Origin of the sequence: Ruegeria sp. HKCCD7296 (assembly GCF_013110775.1) — a bacterium.
Classification (GTDB): Bacteria; Pseudomonadota; Alphaproteobacteria; order Rhodobacterales; family Rhodobacteraceae; genus Ruegeria.
On the sequence record NZ_WVRF01000002.1, the window covers coordinates 34,081 to 49,333 of the forward strand.

Here is a 15,253-nt window from a genome sequence, read left to right on the forward strand (position 1 = left end):
CATCTTGCGCGGGTGTCATTTCGATTTGAACGTGTCGGCCTTTTCGGCCGGAACGATCAGGAAGTTTTCATTGTCGCGGTCTTGCCCAAAGCTCCGAAGAGTTTCGTAGTTTTGCTCGGCCATCCATTTCTGAAAGAACGCGCGGTTTTTGTGATCTACCTCGACAAAGATGATGGGGCGCGTCGCAGCCACCGTGCGGGACAACCCTGCCAACACGTCCAGCTCCATGCCCTCAACGTCGATCTTGATCAGATCCGGTGTCATACCTTCTAAAAGCGTATCACCGGGCTCTACCCGCAGATTTCCAGATCCCAGTGTCAATTGCGTGCCGCCTAGATTGCCCGCCTCTGGCTTAAGCTCAAAGCCAGACGCAGCCTCGCGCCCTGCTCCAACACCCAGTTTCGAACTGTCAACAACATCTTCCAGGCCGTTAAGCTTGATGTTGCGCTTCAAGATGGCGATAGCGTCCGGGTTAACTTCGATCACACGTACGATCTTGGTTGCACACGCGCGCCCCCAATACACTGCATGGTTACCAATATTGGCTCCAATATCAGAGATTTGCGCGTTTTTCGGCAGATAGCGCGATATGTCTTGGAGCAGACCCAACTCATACACATCACCCCAAAAATGACGTCCTTGGATCACATCACGTGGATTGGACACTTCGAACAACAGAAATTGACCGCCGGCATCGCAATACCGCACGAACGGGCCGCATAAGCTGACAAATAGTTTGGCAACCGTGCGGTCAACAAACCGTTTGATCTTGGAACGCGGGCGCATTGTTAGCCGACGCTCCCCTCAAGCGAGATCGCCACCAGCTGCTGCGCTTCCATGGCAAATTCCATCGGCAGCGCCTGCAATACGTCCTTGCAGAACCCGTTCACAACCAGCGCAACGGCCTCTTCCTCGTCCATGCCGCGCTGACGGCAATAGAACAGTTGATCGTCATCCACTTTCGACGTCGTCGCCTCATGCTCAACGCGGGACGAGTTGTTCTTGACCTCAATATACGGAACCGTATGCGCGCCGCATTTATCTCCGATCAACAGACTGTCACACTGCGTGTAGTTCCGGCTGTCTTTAGCTTTCGGATGCATCGAGACCAGACCGCGATAGGTGTTCTGCGCTTTACCTGCGCTGATGCCTTTGGACACAATGCGCGATTTGGTGTTCTTGCCCAGATGAACCATCTTGGTGCCGGTGTCGGCCTGCTGATAGTTGTTGGCAATCGCAATCGAGTAGAACTCGCCTTGGCTTTCATTGCCGCGGAGGATGCAGGACGGGTATTTCCAGGTCACGGCAGACCCAGTTTCCACCTGTGTCCACATGACTTTGGAACGATCGCCCCGGCAATCGGCGCGTTTGGTCACAAAGTTATAGATGCCACCCTTGCCATTCTCATCCCCTGGGAACCAGTTTTGCACGGTCGAATACTTCACCTCGGCGTCTTCTTCGACGATGATCTCGACAACAGCCGCGTGCAGCTGCGCCGTATCACGCTGGGGCGCAGTGCAGCCTTCCAGATAAGAGACGTACGAGCCCTTGTCAGCGATGATCAGCGTGCGTTCGAACTGGCCAGTGTTTTCGGCGTTGATGCGGAAATAGGTGCTCAGCTCCATCGGGCACCGAACGCCCGGCGGGATGTAGACAAAAGACCCATCCGAAAACACAGCCGAGTTCAGTGTCGCATAAAAGTTGTCCGAAACTGGGACGACAGTCCCAAGATATTTCTTGACCAACTCGGGGTGTTCTTTGATCGCTTCCGAGATCGAGCAGAAGATCACCCCGGCCTTTTTCAGTTCGGCCTGAAAGGTCGTACCTACAGAAACCGAGTCGAACACCGCGTCCACAGCAACCTTGCGCCCTTCGGCAGGCGCGTCTTCAACACCTTCGACACCAGCCAGAATCATCTGTTCTTTCAGTGGGATACCAAGCTTTTCATATGTGGCCAGCAGCTTGGGATCGACCTCATCCAGAGACTTTGGCTTTTCTTCCATCGATTTCGGACGCGCATAGTAATACTGGTTCTGGAAATCGATTTCAGGGTAGTTGACCATCGCCCATTTTGGTTCGTTCATCTTGGTCCAGCGCTCGAACGCGGCCAAGCGCCATTCGGTCATCCACTCTGGCTCTTCGTTCTTCTCCGAGATCAGACGGACGATATCCGGGTTCACACCTTTCGGCGCGTACTCCATCTCAATATCAGTGTCCCAGCCGTACTTGTAGGTTCCGACCTCGCGTACCGCATCCACGGTTTCCTGATCGACACCCTCTTTCACCTGGGTCTGGTCCAAAGCGGCCATAACTTACCCTCCGTCAGATCACGCGGCCCGCGCGCGATGCTTTTTCTCTTTTTCAAGCCACGTTTCGGCGAAACGCAGCACATCTTCTTTCGTTGTCCGAGGGCCCAGCGAAACGCGGATTGCGCTGCTGGCTGTCACCTCGTCAAAACCCATTGCGGTGAGCACCGCGCTGGCACGAACCTTGCCGCTGGAACAGGCAGAGCCCGCACTGACCGCAAAACCCGACAGATCCATCTGCATGACCTGGGTTTCACCCTTCCATCCCGGCGCGGCAAAACACAAGGTGTTCGGCAGGCGTTGCCGCCCTTTCCCGACAAAAATAGGTGATTTTACAGCGCCCTCAAGAGCGTTTTCTAGAATATTTCTAAATTCTTCGATTTGCTCCCAAACGCCATCCGCCAAGTCACGTGCTGCGGCTTCAGCTGCGGCTCCGAAGCCAGCGATTCCAATGACATTTTCAGTGCCGGAGCGGCGCCCCATTTCCTGGCCTCCGCCCTTAATCAGAGCTGGCAGGTCGGTACCGCGCTTCATCACGACGGCGCCAACACCCTTGGGTCCACCAAGTTTATGCGCCGAGACCAAAGCCATCTGGGCATACATCCAATTAAACGCAATCGGCAGCTTTCCAAATGCCTGCGTGGCATCTGTCACAGCCAATCCGGGCGGTAATGTCTGAACGATACCAGTCTCGGAATTTGCCAGTTGAACGGTTGAAGCCTCTGGTGTCTCAACCAGAACCTCTCCGGCCGCAGAAACCGGAAGATCCTCATGGATCCATGCCCTTACCGCATCATGTTCAACTGCGGCACCATGCAAATTGCGCCCGGCCAAAGTTAATGCCGCGCCCTCGGTCGACCCCGAAGTGAAAACGATATCCGCACCATCAGCGCCGAAAGCAGCTGCAACCTGTGCACGCGCCCGTTCGACAAGTGCCTTTGCAGCTCGGCCCTGGGCATGAACAGAGGACGGATTTCCGCAGACTTCCATCGCGGCAATCATCGCCTCTCGTGCCTCAGGGCGCAGTGGTGTTGTTGCGTTATGATCCAGATAAACACGATTCATGGATGCATCTTTTTGCCAGCAGATTTCATATGACGGTGCCGCCTTTTCGTCTTACTCGTCCACCACCGAGAACAGGCTCGGCACTGCGGGGCATGGAGCCAGGTCGTTCTTGATCACGTCAGACAGGCGCGTCTGATGCAAAAACACATAGACATGCGCGCTCAGGCTTTCCCAAAGGCGGTTGGTCAGGGATTGCGCCCGGCTGCCTGAAGACGCACCAGAGGCCCCGGCCCCTTTCTGCAAAGCATCTACCGTTTCGTCCACTGCTGCCAAAATTTCGACCACACGGATTTCCGACGCGGGACGCGCAAGACGATACCCGCCGCCCGGGCCACGGACTGAAGACACCAGCTCGGCGCGACGAAGTTTGACAAAGAGCTGTTCCAGATAAGGCAGCGACACATCCTGGCGCTCTGAGATCTCGCCAAGGGTTACAAGCCGGTCTGTTGGCTGCAACGCAATATCCGCCAAGGCAACCATCGCATATCGGCCTTTGGTCGACAGCTTCATATTTAGCCCCTTCTCAGCAGGATTTGCGCGAAATCATTGACGCCGACGCTGCCAGTGCGTATCTCCGACTGACAGCGCTGACGCGCAACGTTATGTAATTAGAACCGTTCTAAGGTGTCCGACGATTATCGTCAAGTATATCCGGGCACCCGTACGAAAAAGACAGGACCAAAGCACACATGCCCGAGGTGATTTTTCCCGGACCCGAAGGCCGCCTGGAAGGCCGCTACCACCCGCAAAAGGAAAAAGACGCACCGATCGCAATCGTGCTTCACCCGCATCCACAATTTGGCGGGACCATGAACAACAAGGTGGTCTATAACCTGCACTATGCCTTCTACAACATGGGCTTCACCGTGCTTCGCTTCAACTTCCGTGGCGTTGGCCGCAGTCAGGGCGAGTATGATCAGGGTGTAGGTGAACTAAGCGATGCTGCCTCGGCGCTGGATTATCTGCAATCCATGAACAACAATTCGAAACACTGCTGGGTCGCAGGGTTTTCGTTTGGGGCATGGATCGGCATGCAATTGCTGATGCGCCGGCCCGAGATCACAGGGTTCATCAGTGTTTCACCTCCGGCCAACATGTACGACTTTTCGTTCTTGGCGCCCTGCCCGTCTTCGGGCCTGATCATTAACGGATCAGCCGACCGCGTGGCCCCACCGGCAGACACCACGTCACTGGTGAACAAACTGCACGAACAAAAAGGCATCACGATCACCCACACCGAGGTCGAGGGCGCAGACCACTTCTTCCAGGATCGCCACATGGACACGCTGATCACCGATGTCAGTGACTATGTGAAACGTCGCTTGACCGAGAACACCCGCTAATGTCCGACACCATCACAACTCTTGCGGCCAAACTGGCCGAAGACACGATGAAGGTTATGGACGAAACTGGCGAAGACCGTTTCTTTGTCGAGGTCGGCGAAGTTCTTGGGGCCGCTTCACAATCGCTGGAAGAGGCCTACTTGACCGAAATCCGCGTGCGCTTGGCGGAACGCAAAGCCAGACAATTTGTCATCAAACGCCTGGCTGCGCATCGCTCGAAACAAAAAGCGATCGAAAAACAATGACGGAACGGTTGTCGGCACAAATTGCGTTTTTGAAACGGGCCGACATGTTGAAGATGGTTGAGCGGGCAAATGTCCTGCTCGATCAGTCCCGGCCTGAAAACTCTGCCGAACACAGCTGGCATCTGGCGCTTTGGGCCTTGGTCATGGCCCCCTTGGCGGGGCCAAATGTATCAATTGATCGAGTCATTCGTATGTTGCTGTTACACGATCTGGTCGAGATCGTGGTTGGCGACCATCCTATTCACTTGGAAACCGACTGGGATCATCTGGCTGAGGCGGAACAGGCAGCCGCCTCAGAACTGTTTGGTTTACTGCCCCGGGATCAAGCACAGACATTCCTGTCTTTGTGGCAGGAGTTCGAATCGGATCAGACACCGGACGCGCAATTTGCCAAAATCCTGGATCGGTGTCAGCCGCTGTTTCAGGTTCTGTGCGCTTCGGACCCTCACCCGGACCATGTGAAAATTGCACGGGCCAATCTGGATGGCGGTCGCGCGGCCTATCTTTCACAGGTATTTCCGCTGGCCTATCACCAAGCCACGGCCTTGCTGGCCGGATCTGCAACAGAGGAAAACGCATTCTCAACGCGGATCGCGTTTTTGGCCGAGGCAGACAAACTGAAATCGGTTATTCGCGCGTCGCGTCTGATGGCCGGGGATCGGTTCGAGAACTCTGCCGAGCATTCCTGGCATATTATGCTCTACGCTTGGGTTTTGGCTGAGCACGCGCAATCAGAAATTAACGTGGATCGTGTGCTTCAGATGCTTCTTCTGCACGATATCGTCGAAATCGACGCCGGAGATCACCCTATTCACGGACAGGTGAACCACGCCGAACAAGAGGTCAAGGAACAGGCCGCAGCTCAGCGATTGTTTGGCTTATTACCGGACATGCAGCAGGCGCATTTCACGGATATGTGGCTCGAGTTCGAAGCCGCCAAGAGTACAGACGCAAGGTTCGCAAAGGCAGTAGATCGTTTTCAAACACCGATAGCCAATCTGGAAAACGGTGGTGGGTCGTGGGCGGACTACAACGTTACCCTCGCCCAGCTCAAAGCGCGGGTTGAACCCTCCATTACAGCCGGAGCACCTGAACTATGGAACTGGCTTCACCCGCAACTTGCGGCATTTTTCCAAAGTTTCGAAGCGACGCCGTTAGACGCATAACAGAAAAAAGGAGCCCAAAGGCTCCTTTTCCCTTCTTAGTTCTGAGTGGCGTTAAAAAACACGATTACCATCAAACTGTTGAACCACACCGGCTGCTTCATTATCGACGGACCCCCCGTCAGCAAGCCACCCAACTGCCACTATCAGACCAGAAACAAAAACGATCGACTTTGCGAATGTCGTCATCGAACAAAACTCATTAACAATTAATAAAATATGTGGAGTATCTTACACTTATTCTAGGCTGATAACAGTAAGGTATACCTGACCCGACGGAAGTTAAACTTTGAGACTGACCTTGCCTTGTCCACACATTCTGTGTTCGAGGTGCTGAAACCCTATAGCCCCGCGAGACTGCAATGCCTCAAGCCTATCTGTTTTTGTTATTGGCCGTTATGGCGGAAACCATTGGCACAACCGCCCTACAGGCGAGCCAGCAGTTCACCCGGTTTTGACCGTCCGTTCTTGTCATTTTGGGGTATGGTGTTGCTTTCTACTTGCTGGGACTAACCCTGAAATCCATGCCCGTGGGCATTGTCTATGCAATCTGGTCCGGCCTGGGCATTGTTCTGATCGCGCTCATCGGGTTTGTGGTTTTCGGTCAAAAGCTGGATTGGCCTGCAATACTTGGACTGACCATGATTCTGGCCGGAATTCTGATCATTCACTTGTTTTCGAAGACTGCTGGCCACTGATCTGCGGTTAGGGCTGGTATATTTTGCCGCGCCGCGTTATGCGCGCGACAACTTCCCGTTCAAAGGCTGACCTCTCATGGACCTGCGCAACATCGCAATCATCGCTCACGTGGACCACGGCAAAACGACCCTGGTGGATGAGCTTCTCAAACAATCCGGTGCGTTCCGGGAAAACCAAGCTGTGGCAGAACGAGCCATGGACAGTAATGACCTGGAACGCGAACGCGGAATCACCATTCTGGCTAAGGCAACATCCGTCGAATGGAATGGCACCCGCATCAACATCGTCGACACCCCCGGTCACGCCGATTTCGGTGGCGAGGTTGAACGGATTCTCAGCATGGTCGACGGCGTGGTTCTGCTGGTCGATGCCGCGGAAGGCCCTATGCCGCAGACCAAGTTTGTGACCTCCAAGGCGCTAGCGTTAGGTCTGCGCCCGATCGTAGTTCTGAACAAGGTCGACAAACCCGATGCCGAGCCTGACCGCGCTCTGGACGAATGTTTCGACCTGTTTGCCAACCTTGGCGCCGATGACGACCAGCTGGATTTTCCGGCCATGTATGCTTCGGGCCGTTCTGGCTGGGCGGATATGGAACTGGACGGTCCCCGCAAGGATCTGAGCGCACTGTTCGATCTGATCGTCGATCACGTCCCTGCCCCCAAGCAGGTCGATCAAAAAGACCAACCGTTCCGGATGTTGGCCACGACGCTTGGCAGCGACCCGTTCATCGGCCGCATTCTGACCGGTCGCGTCGAAAGCGGAGCTTTGAAGGCGGGTGACAGCCTGAAGGCCCTTAGCCGCGACGGCACGCTGATCGAAAACTTCCGAGCCTCGAAGATCCTGGCATTCCGCGGCTTGGCGCAACAGCCCATCGACGTAGCCGAAGCTGGTGACATCGTAACCATTGCAGGCATGAGTAAGGCAACCGTGGCGGATTCGCTGGTTTCGCCGCAGGTCGAAGAGGCGCTGCCCGCGCAGCCCATCGACCCGCCAACCATCACCGTGACCTTTGGTATCAACGACTCTCCGTTGGCTGGCCGCGACGGTAAAAAGGTTCAGTCCCGCGTCATCCGCGACCGGCTCATGAAAGAAGCCGAATCGAACGTTGCGATCAGGATCACCGACACGCCGGGCGGTGAAGCGTTCGAAGTTGCCGGCCGCGGCGAATTGCAAATGGGTGTTCTGATCGAGAACATGCGCCGCGAGGGTTTCGAACTCAGTATCTCGCGCCCACAGGTTTTGTTCCGCGAAGAAAACGGCCAGCGGCTGGAACCGATCGAGGAAGTCACAATCGACGTGGACGATGAGTATTCTGGCTCGGTCATCGAAAAGATTACAGGTGCGCGAAAAGGTGAATTGGTCGAAATGCGCCCTGCCGGTGCTGGCAAAACACGCATCATCGCGCATGTACCTTCGCGCGGTCTGATCGGGTATCACGGCGAGTTTTTGACGGATACTCGTGGCACAGGTGTTCTAAACCGTGTGTTCCACGACTGGGCCCCACATAAAGGTCAAATCCCGGGCCGTCGCGCGGGCGTTCTGATCTCGATGGAAAACGGCCAGGCCGTGGCTTATGCGCTCTGGAATTTGGAAGAGCGCGGCCGCATGTTTGTAGGCCCTCAGACCGACGTCTATCAGGGCATGGTGATCGGAGAGCATTCGCGCGACAACGACCTGGAAGTCAATCCGCTCAAGGGCAAGAAACTCACCAACGTCCGCGCAAGCGGTTCGGACGATGCAGTGCGCCTGACGCCTCACGTTCAATTTTCGCTGGAAGAAGCCATCGCCTATATCGATGACGACGAATTGGTCGAGGTGACGCCGAACGCTGTGCGGCTGCGCAAACGCTTTTTGGATCCTCACGAACGCAAACGAATGGCGAAATCGGCCTAATCAACCTGCGCCTGTATCGACCCAAATGGGAAACAATGGCGATACTGTGGCATTTTTGCTTCCTATGGGTCAAAAAACGAAATTCGGAGAGTCGGGCAAAAAACCCGGCTTTTTCTTGAAAACATGTGCTTTTCTACCTTAAATTGCATTATTTTTGCTCCATTCTCTCTTCCCACATATTGCGATTAAGTCGATCTCAAGGTGTAAATGTGCCCGAAGTGTGATGATCTTCACTCACACGACCAAAATAATGGTGCATAGGGATGCACGTGATAGGTACCGAGTTCCAAGGAGTTAATGATGGTTTTTCGTTCCCTTAAGTTACCAGTTTTTTTAGCCGCCACGACTTTTGTGGTCGCTCCTGTAACCGAAGCTTTTGCAAGTGGGGCGTGTACTGTCAAAACGGCGCGCCAGTCTGCTGGTTCTCCTGGAGTGCTCTGCGAATGCGATTCAGTTACATCCGGGATGCTGCGCTATATCCAGCGTCGGGCTGATTTTCAGGAGATCGTTGCACGCTTGGGCGCAGAGTGCTCGCCGCTTGCGGATTTGCTGACTGACCTCCCCACAGCATCAATCGGCGCTTCCGATCAGAGAGCGGGGGATGGTCCAGCAAATGAAGGCCAAGATACAGGCCTTACTGGCGGGCCGGGCCCATCTGGTCCGAGCGGAAGTCCGGAAACCACCGGAGGAGAAACTCCAGGAGGAGAAGGACCACGCGGGGGCGAGCCAGAGGGCGAACAGCCCGGTGGTGAACAGCCCGGTGGCGAAGAGCCTGGTGGTGAAGAACCCGGTGGCGAAGAACCCGGTGGCGAAGAACCCGGCGAACAGCCCGGTGGTGAACAGCCCGGTGGCGAAGAGCCTGGTGGTGAAGAACCCGGTGGCGAAGAACCCGGTGGCGAAGAACCCGGCGAACAGCCCGGTGGTGAACAGCCCGGTGGCGAAGAGCCTGGTGGTGAAGAACCCGGTGGCGAAGAACCCGGTGGCGAAGAACCCGGCGAAGAGTTGCGGTGATCGCAAGCTAACTTGGTCGCTGAACCTTATTCGAAGGCCTGCTTTTTTGACGAATAAATATTTGTCGTTGCCGGTTTGGTTGGTGCAAAATTTCGAAGTACCAAGGTGAGCTAAGAAGAGATTACGGGCGCGTAATAACCTTGCGCCCGTGAATCAAATACCCAAAGTTAAAAATACACACTAGCCTTAGCTGTGCCCGTAGATGCCGACCCATCCACTGGGCCGTTTCGGGTCTTGCATCCGCAGAAACAGGTAACGTGTAGCTGCCCAGGGTTTGATGCGATTGGTTTGGTTGTCCAGGATAAGATCTCCTTGATCCGACCGGTAAACAAGAACCGCATGTGGGATACGGCGCGTGTCCAAAACTGTGGCGATCAAAAGTTTGTTTGGATCGACACCGGCATGAACCAGCTCTCGCTTTTTCAGAAGCGCAAAATCCTCGCAGTCACCCCCAAGGGCCGTCGGCAGCGCCCACCGTTCGCGAGTTTTATATTGAGATTGATCAGTAATTTCACGGGTGGATCTGTTCACCCGCCGGTTTATTTGTTCGACAACCTTTAGTTCTTGTTGACTGGACAGGGCCGCCGAACGTTTCGCCGTACATGCCCAACGGTACTGATCACACAGGTTTATCGCTCCGGACGGTGGCGGTGAAGAAGCAACAGCAGGAATAAAGCGCCCTTCCGACGCCTGGGCATCTGTTGTGCTAATAGGCGAAGCCAGGAACACGACCCCAAGGCCAATGACACACGCGGCAGCGGTCAAAACCTCTGCAATCTGTTCGTTGGTCGTTTTGATCAATGATGTCATGCCTATTCCCTGGTTCAGTATCATTCGTATGATTGCCGATACCGCAGGACTATATTCCACTTCTTGAACCTATCGCTGAACGGGCCTCAGTCGCAATCATAGAGAACCTGCAAATGAAAAAGGGCGAAAATTCGTTCTACAATTTGACAATTTCGGGTGGGAAATTGGATAGAGTCGCCACAATTCTGGAAAACTCACGCGGAAAAAAACATTAAGAAGGCGACGTAAGATTTTGTAATAAAGTAGAATAAATAAACAGCCTGCAAATGCAGGCTGCTCTAAGGGCTCGATACCCAACATTAAGCTGAAAACTGCTGAAACCAGCAAAACAGCGTTTTGTTCTACACTTATTCGGTGATCTCGACCACGACCAACTCTCGTTCACTGGCGGTTCGGGCGTGATTCAGCGCCTGTTGGTACTCGTCTGAGTTGTAGCACTCGACCGCTGCCTCCAAAGAAGGGAATCGGGCGACCACGTTGCGGGGCCGCTCTTTACCTTCCAGCTGAACATACCGTGCGGCGCGCGCTATGAATTCACCACCGTGCTTGGCAATGGCTGGTCCGGCCAGTTCAGCGTATTTTCCGTATGCCTCGGCGTCCGTTACCGTTACATGCGCGATCCAGAGTGCTGCCATCTTAACCTCCCATTACTTGTTCCGCGGCCTTAATTGCGGCTTCTGCATTCGATGCGTCCTTGCCGCCGCCTTGGGCCATATCCGGTCGGCCACCACCGCCCTTGCCGCCCAATTCGACGACAGCAGCTTTGACCAGATCTACCGCCGAAACGGTCCCGGTCAGGTCTTCCGTTACACCGGCTGCAACCGCTGCCTTGCCTCCCGTATCTGCAATAAGAAGGACTGCACCCGACCCCAGGCGGGCCTTGTGTTCGTCGATCAGCGCGGGAAGATCCTTACCCGAAACTCCGCTGAGCGTTTGGGCCAGGAATTTTACACCGTTGACGTCACGCGCATCAGCCCCGCCGCCCTGTCCGGCGCCTCCGGCCATTGCCAGATCGCGACGCAGTTGAGCTACTTCGTTCTGCAAGGATTTGCGTTCGTCCAACAGTCCTTTCACACGGGCGACCACGTCATCTGGCTGCGCTTTCAGTTCCAGCGCCACCTGAGCAAGCCGGTGATCTTGGGCCGAGAGGTAACGGTTGGCCTCGTCCCCGGTCAGCGCTTCGATCCGGCGTACACCGGCACTGCTGGCGCTGTCGCCCAGTACCACAAAAGTGCCGATATCCCCTGTCTGGCGCACATGAGTACCGCCGCACAGTTCTATCGACCATGTTTCACCATCCTGTCCCTTGCCGGTCGGGGCCTTGCCCATCGAGACAACACGTACTTCGTCGCCGTATTTCTCTCCAAACAGCGCCTGCGCCCCCAGTTCGCGCGCGTCGTCGGGTGTCATGACCCGGGTTTCGACGGTTGAGTTCTGGCGAATGAAGCTGTTCACTTCGCGTTCGACCTTTTGGATTTCCTCAAGGCTCAGTGCTTTGGAATGGCTGAAGTCAAACCGCAAGCGATCCGCCGCATTCAGCGAGCCGCGCTGCGCCACATGATCCCCCAGCGCCTCCCGCAACGCTTCGTGCAGCAGGTGTGTGGCCGAATGGTTGGCCCGAATGGCGGATCGGCGGGCGTGATCGACCTCAAGCTCGACCGCGTCCCCTTTGGAGAGTGTGCCGTTTTCGACTGTAACCTTATGCGCATAGACTTTGCCATCGGCAAACTTTTTGGTGTCATCCACGCGGCTTAGGTCGTCGCGATCATCAACGCGGCGCAATTCTCCGGTGTCACCGATTTGACCACCGGCCTCGCCATAAAACGGGGTCTGGTTCACGACAACCCAGCCGCTGCCACCGGCCTTGATCGCATCGACGAGAGTGCCTTCCACGACCAACGCGGCAACCTGCGCTTCGGCCTTCTCGGTCTCGTAGCCCAAGAAATCTGTCGCACCTGCCGTATCTAAGACATCAAACCACACGGCCTGATCTGCAGCTTCGCCGGACCCGGCCCAAGCCGCCCGCGCCTTGGCTTTTTGCTCTGCCATCGCAGAATCAAACCCGTGGGTATCCACGGCGCGACCCTTCTCGCGCAGCGCATCCTGCGTCAAGTCCAACGGGAAGCCATAGGTGTCATAGAGTTTGAAGGCCGCAGCCCCTGGCAAAGGCGCGCCTTCGGCAAGCCCGGCTACCTCGTCATCCAACAGCTTCAAGCCGCGATCCAGTGTTTGCTTGAACTTAGTTTCTTCAAGCAACAAAGTCTCTTCAATCAGGGGCTGGGCCTGCGTCAGTTCCGAGTAATGCCCGCCCATCTGCTGCACCAGCGTTGGAACAAGGCGGTGCATCACCGGATCCTTGGCCCCCAATAGGTGCGCATGGCGCATGGCACGGCGCATGATCCGCCGCAGAACGTAACCGCGCCCATCATTGCTGGGCATGACGCCATCGGCAATCAGGAACGAGGTCGATCGCAGGTGGTCCGCAATGACGCGGTGATGCACGTTTTGATCCCCATAGGGATCCACGCCGGTCGCATCTGCAGACGCCTCGATCAGGGTTTTGAATAGATCAGTGTCATAGTTGTCATGGCTGCCCTGCAACAACGCACCGATCCGCTCCAGCCCCATGCCAGTGTCAATGGACTGCATGTCCAGTTCGACCATCGAACCATCTTCGAACTGCTCGTTCTGCATGAAGACGACGTTCCAGATTTCGATGAAACGATCACCATCTTCTTCGGCCGATCCCGGAGGGCCTCCCCAGATGTGATCGCCATGGTCATAGAAAATCTCGGTGCACGGTCCGCAGGGACCGGTCGGGCCCATCTGCCAAAAATTATCATTGGTGGCGATGCGGATGATGCGGTCCTCGGGAACACCGACCTTTTTCCAGATCTCAAACGCTTCGTCATCGGTGTGATAGACGGTGGTCAGCAGGCGGTTTTTGTCTATGCCGAATTCCTTGGTAATCAGGTTCCAAGCGAACGGGATTGCTTCATGCTTGAAATAGTCGCCAAAGGAAAAGTTACCCAGCATCTCGAAAAACGTGTGGTGACGCGCGGTATAGCCCACATTGTCGAGGTCGTTATGTTTGCCACCGGCCCGCACACATTTCTGGGCGGTTGTGGCACGTGTGTAGTCGCGGGTTTCCAAACCAGTGAACAGGTTCTTGAACTGGACCATGCCAGAATTCACGAACATCAGCGTTGGGTCGTTGCGTGGAACCAGCGGGCTGGATGCCACAACCTCATGCCCCTGTTTTTCAAAGTAATTCAGAAAGGTCGATCGGATATCGTTCAGGGTTGGCATTGGGCTCTCTCGGCGCACATAAATCTTGGTCTCCGCAGGTTTATCCCCCTGTCAGAAAAGTGTCCACAGCAGAGGTGTGCCAGAATGCGGCAAGGCGATCCTTTGGACCGCCTTGTTACAGGAGTTTCCTATTCTGTTTGAAACGAAACCCACCGAATGATCTTGCTCCGTTCTGCGGCCTTTAAGCTTCCAGGATATCGTCATCCTCAGCAGCACCCGGAGGCATATCGAAATCCAACCCATGCGCGGCGCGGATCTTATCTTCGATCTCAAATGCGATCCGGTTGTTGTCGCGCAAGTATTGCTTGGCATTTTCACGCCCCTGCCCGATCCGTTCATCGCCATAGCTGAACCATGAGCCTGACTTTTCAACCACGCCTGCTTTGACACCGAGGTCCAGCAGCTCACCCATTTTTGAGATGCCTTCGCCGTACATGATGTCGAATTCGACCTGTTTGAACGGCGGCGCAACCTTGTTCTTGACGACTTTGACGCGGGTCTGGTTGCCGACAACCTCATCCCGATCCTTGATCGCACCGATGCGGCGGATATCCAGACGCACCGAGCTGTAGAATTTCAGCGCGTTACCACCGGTGGTGGTTTCCGGGCTGCCGAACATCACGCCGATTTTCATCCGGATCTGGTTGATGAAGATCACCATGCAGTTCGAACGACTGATCGAACCCGTGAGCTTACGCATCGCCTGGCTCATTAGACGGGCCTGAACGCCAACATTACTGTCGCCCATATCGCCTTCCAGCTCGGATTTCGGCGTCAGAGCGGCCACCGAGTCGACCACGACCATGTTGACCGCCCCCGAACGCACCAGCGTATCGGTGATTTCCAGTGCCTGTTCACCAGTGTCCGGCTGCGAGATCAGCAACTCATCCAAATCGACGCCCAATTTGCGAGCATATTGCGGGTCCAATGCGTGCTCTGCATCAACAAAGGCGCACACACCTCCACGTTTTTGTTGTTCGGCAATACAGTGCAGCGTCAGAGTCGTTTTGCCCGAGCTTTCCGGGCCATAAATTTCAACAATCCGCCCCATTGGCAGACCACCGATTCCCAGCGCGATATCCAGTCCCAGAGAGCCGGTCGAGCTTGCTTCGATATCCTGCTTGGCACCTTCGCCCAGCTTCATGATCGAACCCTTACCGAATTGCCGTTCGATCTGGGCCAGTGCGCTGTCGAGCGCCTTTTGCTTGTCTGCGTTTTTCTTGTCGCTCATTGTCAGAAGATCCGCCATTGTCCTGTCGCCTTCCTTTTTGTCACACCCTTGATCGGGCGGCAATCGCTGCTTTGTTCGCCTCTTGTTCCTTATGGGACCAAAAAGAGAACATTTCAACTAAAACTTACAGAACTCACTCTTCTGCAATTGTGTTAAAGAGTCGTTTACGACAATCTGC

At 55.3% G+C, this 15,253-nt stretch carries 13 protein-coding genes and 1 pseudogene; 6 read left to right on the forward strand and 8 right to left on the reverse strand.

The window, feature by feature from the left end:
- Positions 1 to 15: 15 nt before the first annotated feature.
- From GS632_RS02915 to GS632_RS02930, 4 genes are read right to left on the reverse strand one after another with little or no spacing between them, the layout of a single operon-like run.
- Positions 16 to 786 carry an FkbM family methyltransferase gene (locus GS632_RS02915; RefSeq protein ID WP_171721412.1) on the reverse strand — a complete coding sequence of 257 codons (771 nt, stop codon included), beginning with the start codon at positions 784 to 786 and terminating at the stop codon, positions 16 to 18.
- Between the two features lie 2 nt (positions 787 to 788).
- Complete coding sequence (gene sufB, locus GS632_RS02920) at positions 789 to 2,309, reverse strand: Fe-S cluster assembly protein SufB (RefSeq protein ID WP_171238875.1); 1,521 nt, start codon at positions 2,307 to 2,309, stop codon at positions 789 to 791.
- Positions 2,310 to 2,327: 18 nt separating this feature from the next.
- The gene (locus GS632_RS02925; RefSeq protein WP_171238876.1) at positions 2,328 to 3,371 is read right to left on the reverse strand and encodes a cysteine desulfurase family protein; all 1,044 of its coding nucleotides are present in this window, start codon (positions 3,369 to 3,371) and stop codon (positions 2,328 to 2,330) included.
- Positions 3,372 to 3,422: 51 nt separating this feature from the next.
- Positions 3,423 to 3,881, reverse strand: a complete 459-nt coding sequence (locus GS632_RS02930) for an Rrf2 family transcriptional regulator (protein WP_171238877.1) — start codon at positions 3,879 to 3,881, stop codon at positions 3,423 to 3,425.
- A gap of 179 nt (positions 3,882 to 4,060) precedes the next feature.
- Here GS632_RS02930 and GS632_RS02935 point away from each other — a divergent pair, with 179 nt between their 5' ends.
- The 6 genes and pseudogenes from GS632_RS02935 (at position 4,061) to GS632_RS21970 (ending at position 9,725) form a co-directional block, all read left to right on the forward strand.
- On the forward strand, positions 4,061 to 4,714 hold the full coding sequence (locus tag GS632_RS02935) for an alpha/beta hydrolase (protein ID WP_171174070.1): 654 nt from the start codon (positions 4,061 to 4,063) through the stop codon (positions 4,712 to 4,714).
- Complete coding sequence (locus tag GS632_RS02940) at positions 4,714 to 4,959, forward strand: hypothetical protein (RefSeq protein WP_171174072.1); 246 nt, start codon at positions 4,714 to 4,716, stop codon at positions 4,957 to 4,959. Before GS632_RS02935 ends, GS632_RS02940 begins: the two co-directional genes overlap by 1 nt.
- Positions 4,956 to 6,125, forward strand: a complete 1,170-nt coding sequence (locus GS632_RS02945) for an HD domain-containing protein (protein ID WP_171238878.1) — start codon at positions 4,956 to 4,958, stop codon at positions 6,123 to 6,125. Before GS632_RS02940 ends, GS632_RS02945 begins: the two co-directional genes overlap by 4 nt.
- A gap of 359 nt (positions 6,126 to 6,484) precedes the next feature.
- Positions 6,485 to 6,820 (forward strand): annotated as a pseudogene (locus GS632_RS02950) (multidrug efflux SMR transporter).
- A 76-nt stretch (positions 6,821 to 6,896) separates the two neighbouring features.
- Entirely contained in the window at positions 6,897 to 8,714 is a 1,818-nt protein-coding gene (gene typA, locus GS632_RS02955) for a translational GTPase TypA (RefSeq protein WP_171721411.1), read from the forward strand.
- Positions 8,715 to 9,179: 465 nt separating this feature from the next.
- Positions 9,180 to 9,725, forward strand: a complete 546-nt coding sequence (locus GS632_RS21970; RefSeq protein ID WP_216601709.1) for a hypothetical protein — start codon at positions 9,180 to 9,182, stop codon at positions 9,723 to 9,725.
- A gap of 186 nt (positions 9,726 to 9,911) precedes the next feature.
- On the opposite strand, the gene GS632_RS02965 is transcribed toward GS632_RS21970, so the two are convergent.
- The 4 genes from GS632_RS02965 to recA all read right to left on the reverse strand — a co-directional run bounded on the left by GS632_RS02965 (position 9,912) and on the right by recA (position 15,093).
- Positions 9,912 to 10,535, reverse strand: a complete 624-nt coding sequence (locus GS632_RS02965; RefSeq protein ID WP_171238879.1) for a transglutaminase-like cysteine peptidase — start codon at positions 10,533 to 10,535, stop codon at positions 9,912 to 9,914.
- 347 nt (positions 10,536 to 10,882) lie between these two features.
- Positions 10,883 to 11,170 carry a DUF1330 domain-containing protein gene (locus GS632_RS02970; RefSeq protein WP_171174084.1) on the reverse strand — a complete coding sequence of 96 codons (288 nt, stop codon included), beginning with the start codon at positions 11,168 to 11,170 and terminating at the stop codon, positions 10,883 to 10,885.
- Position 11,171: 1 nt separating this feature from the next.
- Entirely contained in the window at positions 11,172 to 13,844 is a 2,673-nt protein-coding gene (gene alaS, locus GS632_RS02975) for an alanine--tRNA ligase (RefSeq protein ID WP_171238880.1), read from the reverse strand.
- Between the two features lie 181 nt (positions 13,845 to 14,025).
- On the reverse strand, positions 14,026 to 15,093 hold the full coding sequence (gene recA / locus GS632_RS02980; RefSeq protein WP_171174088.1) for a recombinase RecA: 1,068 nt from the start codon (positions 15,091 to 15,093) through the stop codon (positions 14,026 to 14,028).
- Positions 15,094 to 15,253 lie beyond the last annotated feature (160 nt).

What these genes read in the sequence shown, in the direction of transcription:
- GS632_RS02915 (WP_171721412.1), bottom strand. Translation starts at nt 786, where the DNA reads ATGCGCCCGCGTTCCAAGATCAAACGGTTTGTTGACCGCACGGTTGCC.
- sufB (WP_171238875.1), bottom strand. Translation starts at nt 2,309, where the DNA reads ATGGCCGCTTTGGACCAGACCCAGGTGAAAGAGGGTGTCGATCAGGAA.
- GS632_RS02930 (WP_171238877.1), bottom strand. Translation starts at nt 3,881, where the DNA reads ATGAAGCTGTCGACCAAAGGCCGATATGCGATGGTTGCCTTGGCGGAT.
- GS632_RS02925 (WP_171238876.1), bottom strand. Translation starts at nt 3,371, where the DNA reads ATGAATCGTGTTTATCTGGATCATAACGCAACAACACCACTGCGCCCT.
- GS632_RS02945 (WP_171238878.1), top strand. Translation starts at nt 4,956, where the DNA reads ATGACGGAACGGTTGTCGGCACAAATTGCGTTTTTGAAACGGGCCGAC.
- GS632_RS02965 (WP_171238879.1), bottom strand. Translation starts at nt 10,535, where the DNA reads ATGACATCATTGATCAAAACGACCAACGAACAGATTGCAGAGGTTTTG.
- alaS (WP_171238880.1), bottom strand. Translation starts at nt 13,844, where the DNA reads ATGCCAACCCTGAACGATATCCGATCGACCTTTCTGAATTACTTTGAA.
- GS632_RS02935 (WP_171174070.1), top strand. Translation starts at nt 4,061, where the DNA reads ATGCCCGAGGTGATTTTTCCCGGACCCGAAGGCCGCCTGGAAGGCCGC.
- GS632_RS21970 (WP_216601709.1), top strand. Translation starts at nt 9,180, where the DNA reads ATGCTGCGCTATATCCAGCGTCGGGCTGATTTTCAGGAGATCGTTGCA.
- recA (WP_171174088.1), bottom strand. Translation starts at nt 15,093, where the DNA reads ATGGCGGATCTTCTGACAATGAGCGACAAGAAAAACGCAGACAAGCAA.
- GS632_RS02940 (WP_171174072.1), top strand. Translation starts at nt 4,714, where the DNA reads ATGTCCGACACCATCACAACTCTTGCGGCCAAACTGGCCGAAGACACG.
- typA (WP_171721411.1), top strand. Translation starts at nt 6,897, where the DNA reads ATGGACCTGCGCAACATCGCAATCATCGCTCACGTGGACCACGGCAAA.
- GS632_RS02970 (WP_171174084.1), bottom strand. Translation starts at nt 11,170, where the DNA reads ATGGCAGCACTCTGGATCGCGCATGTAACGGTAACGGACGCCGAGGCA.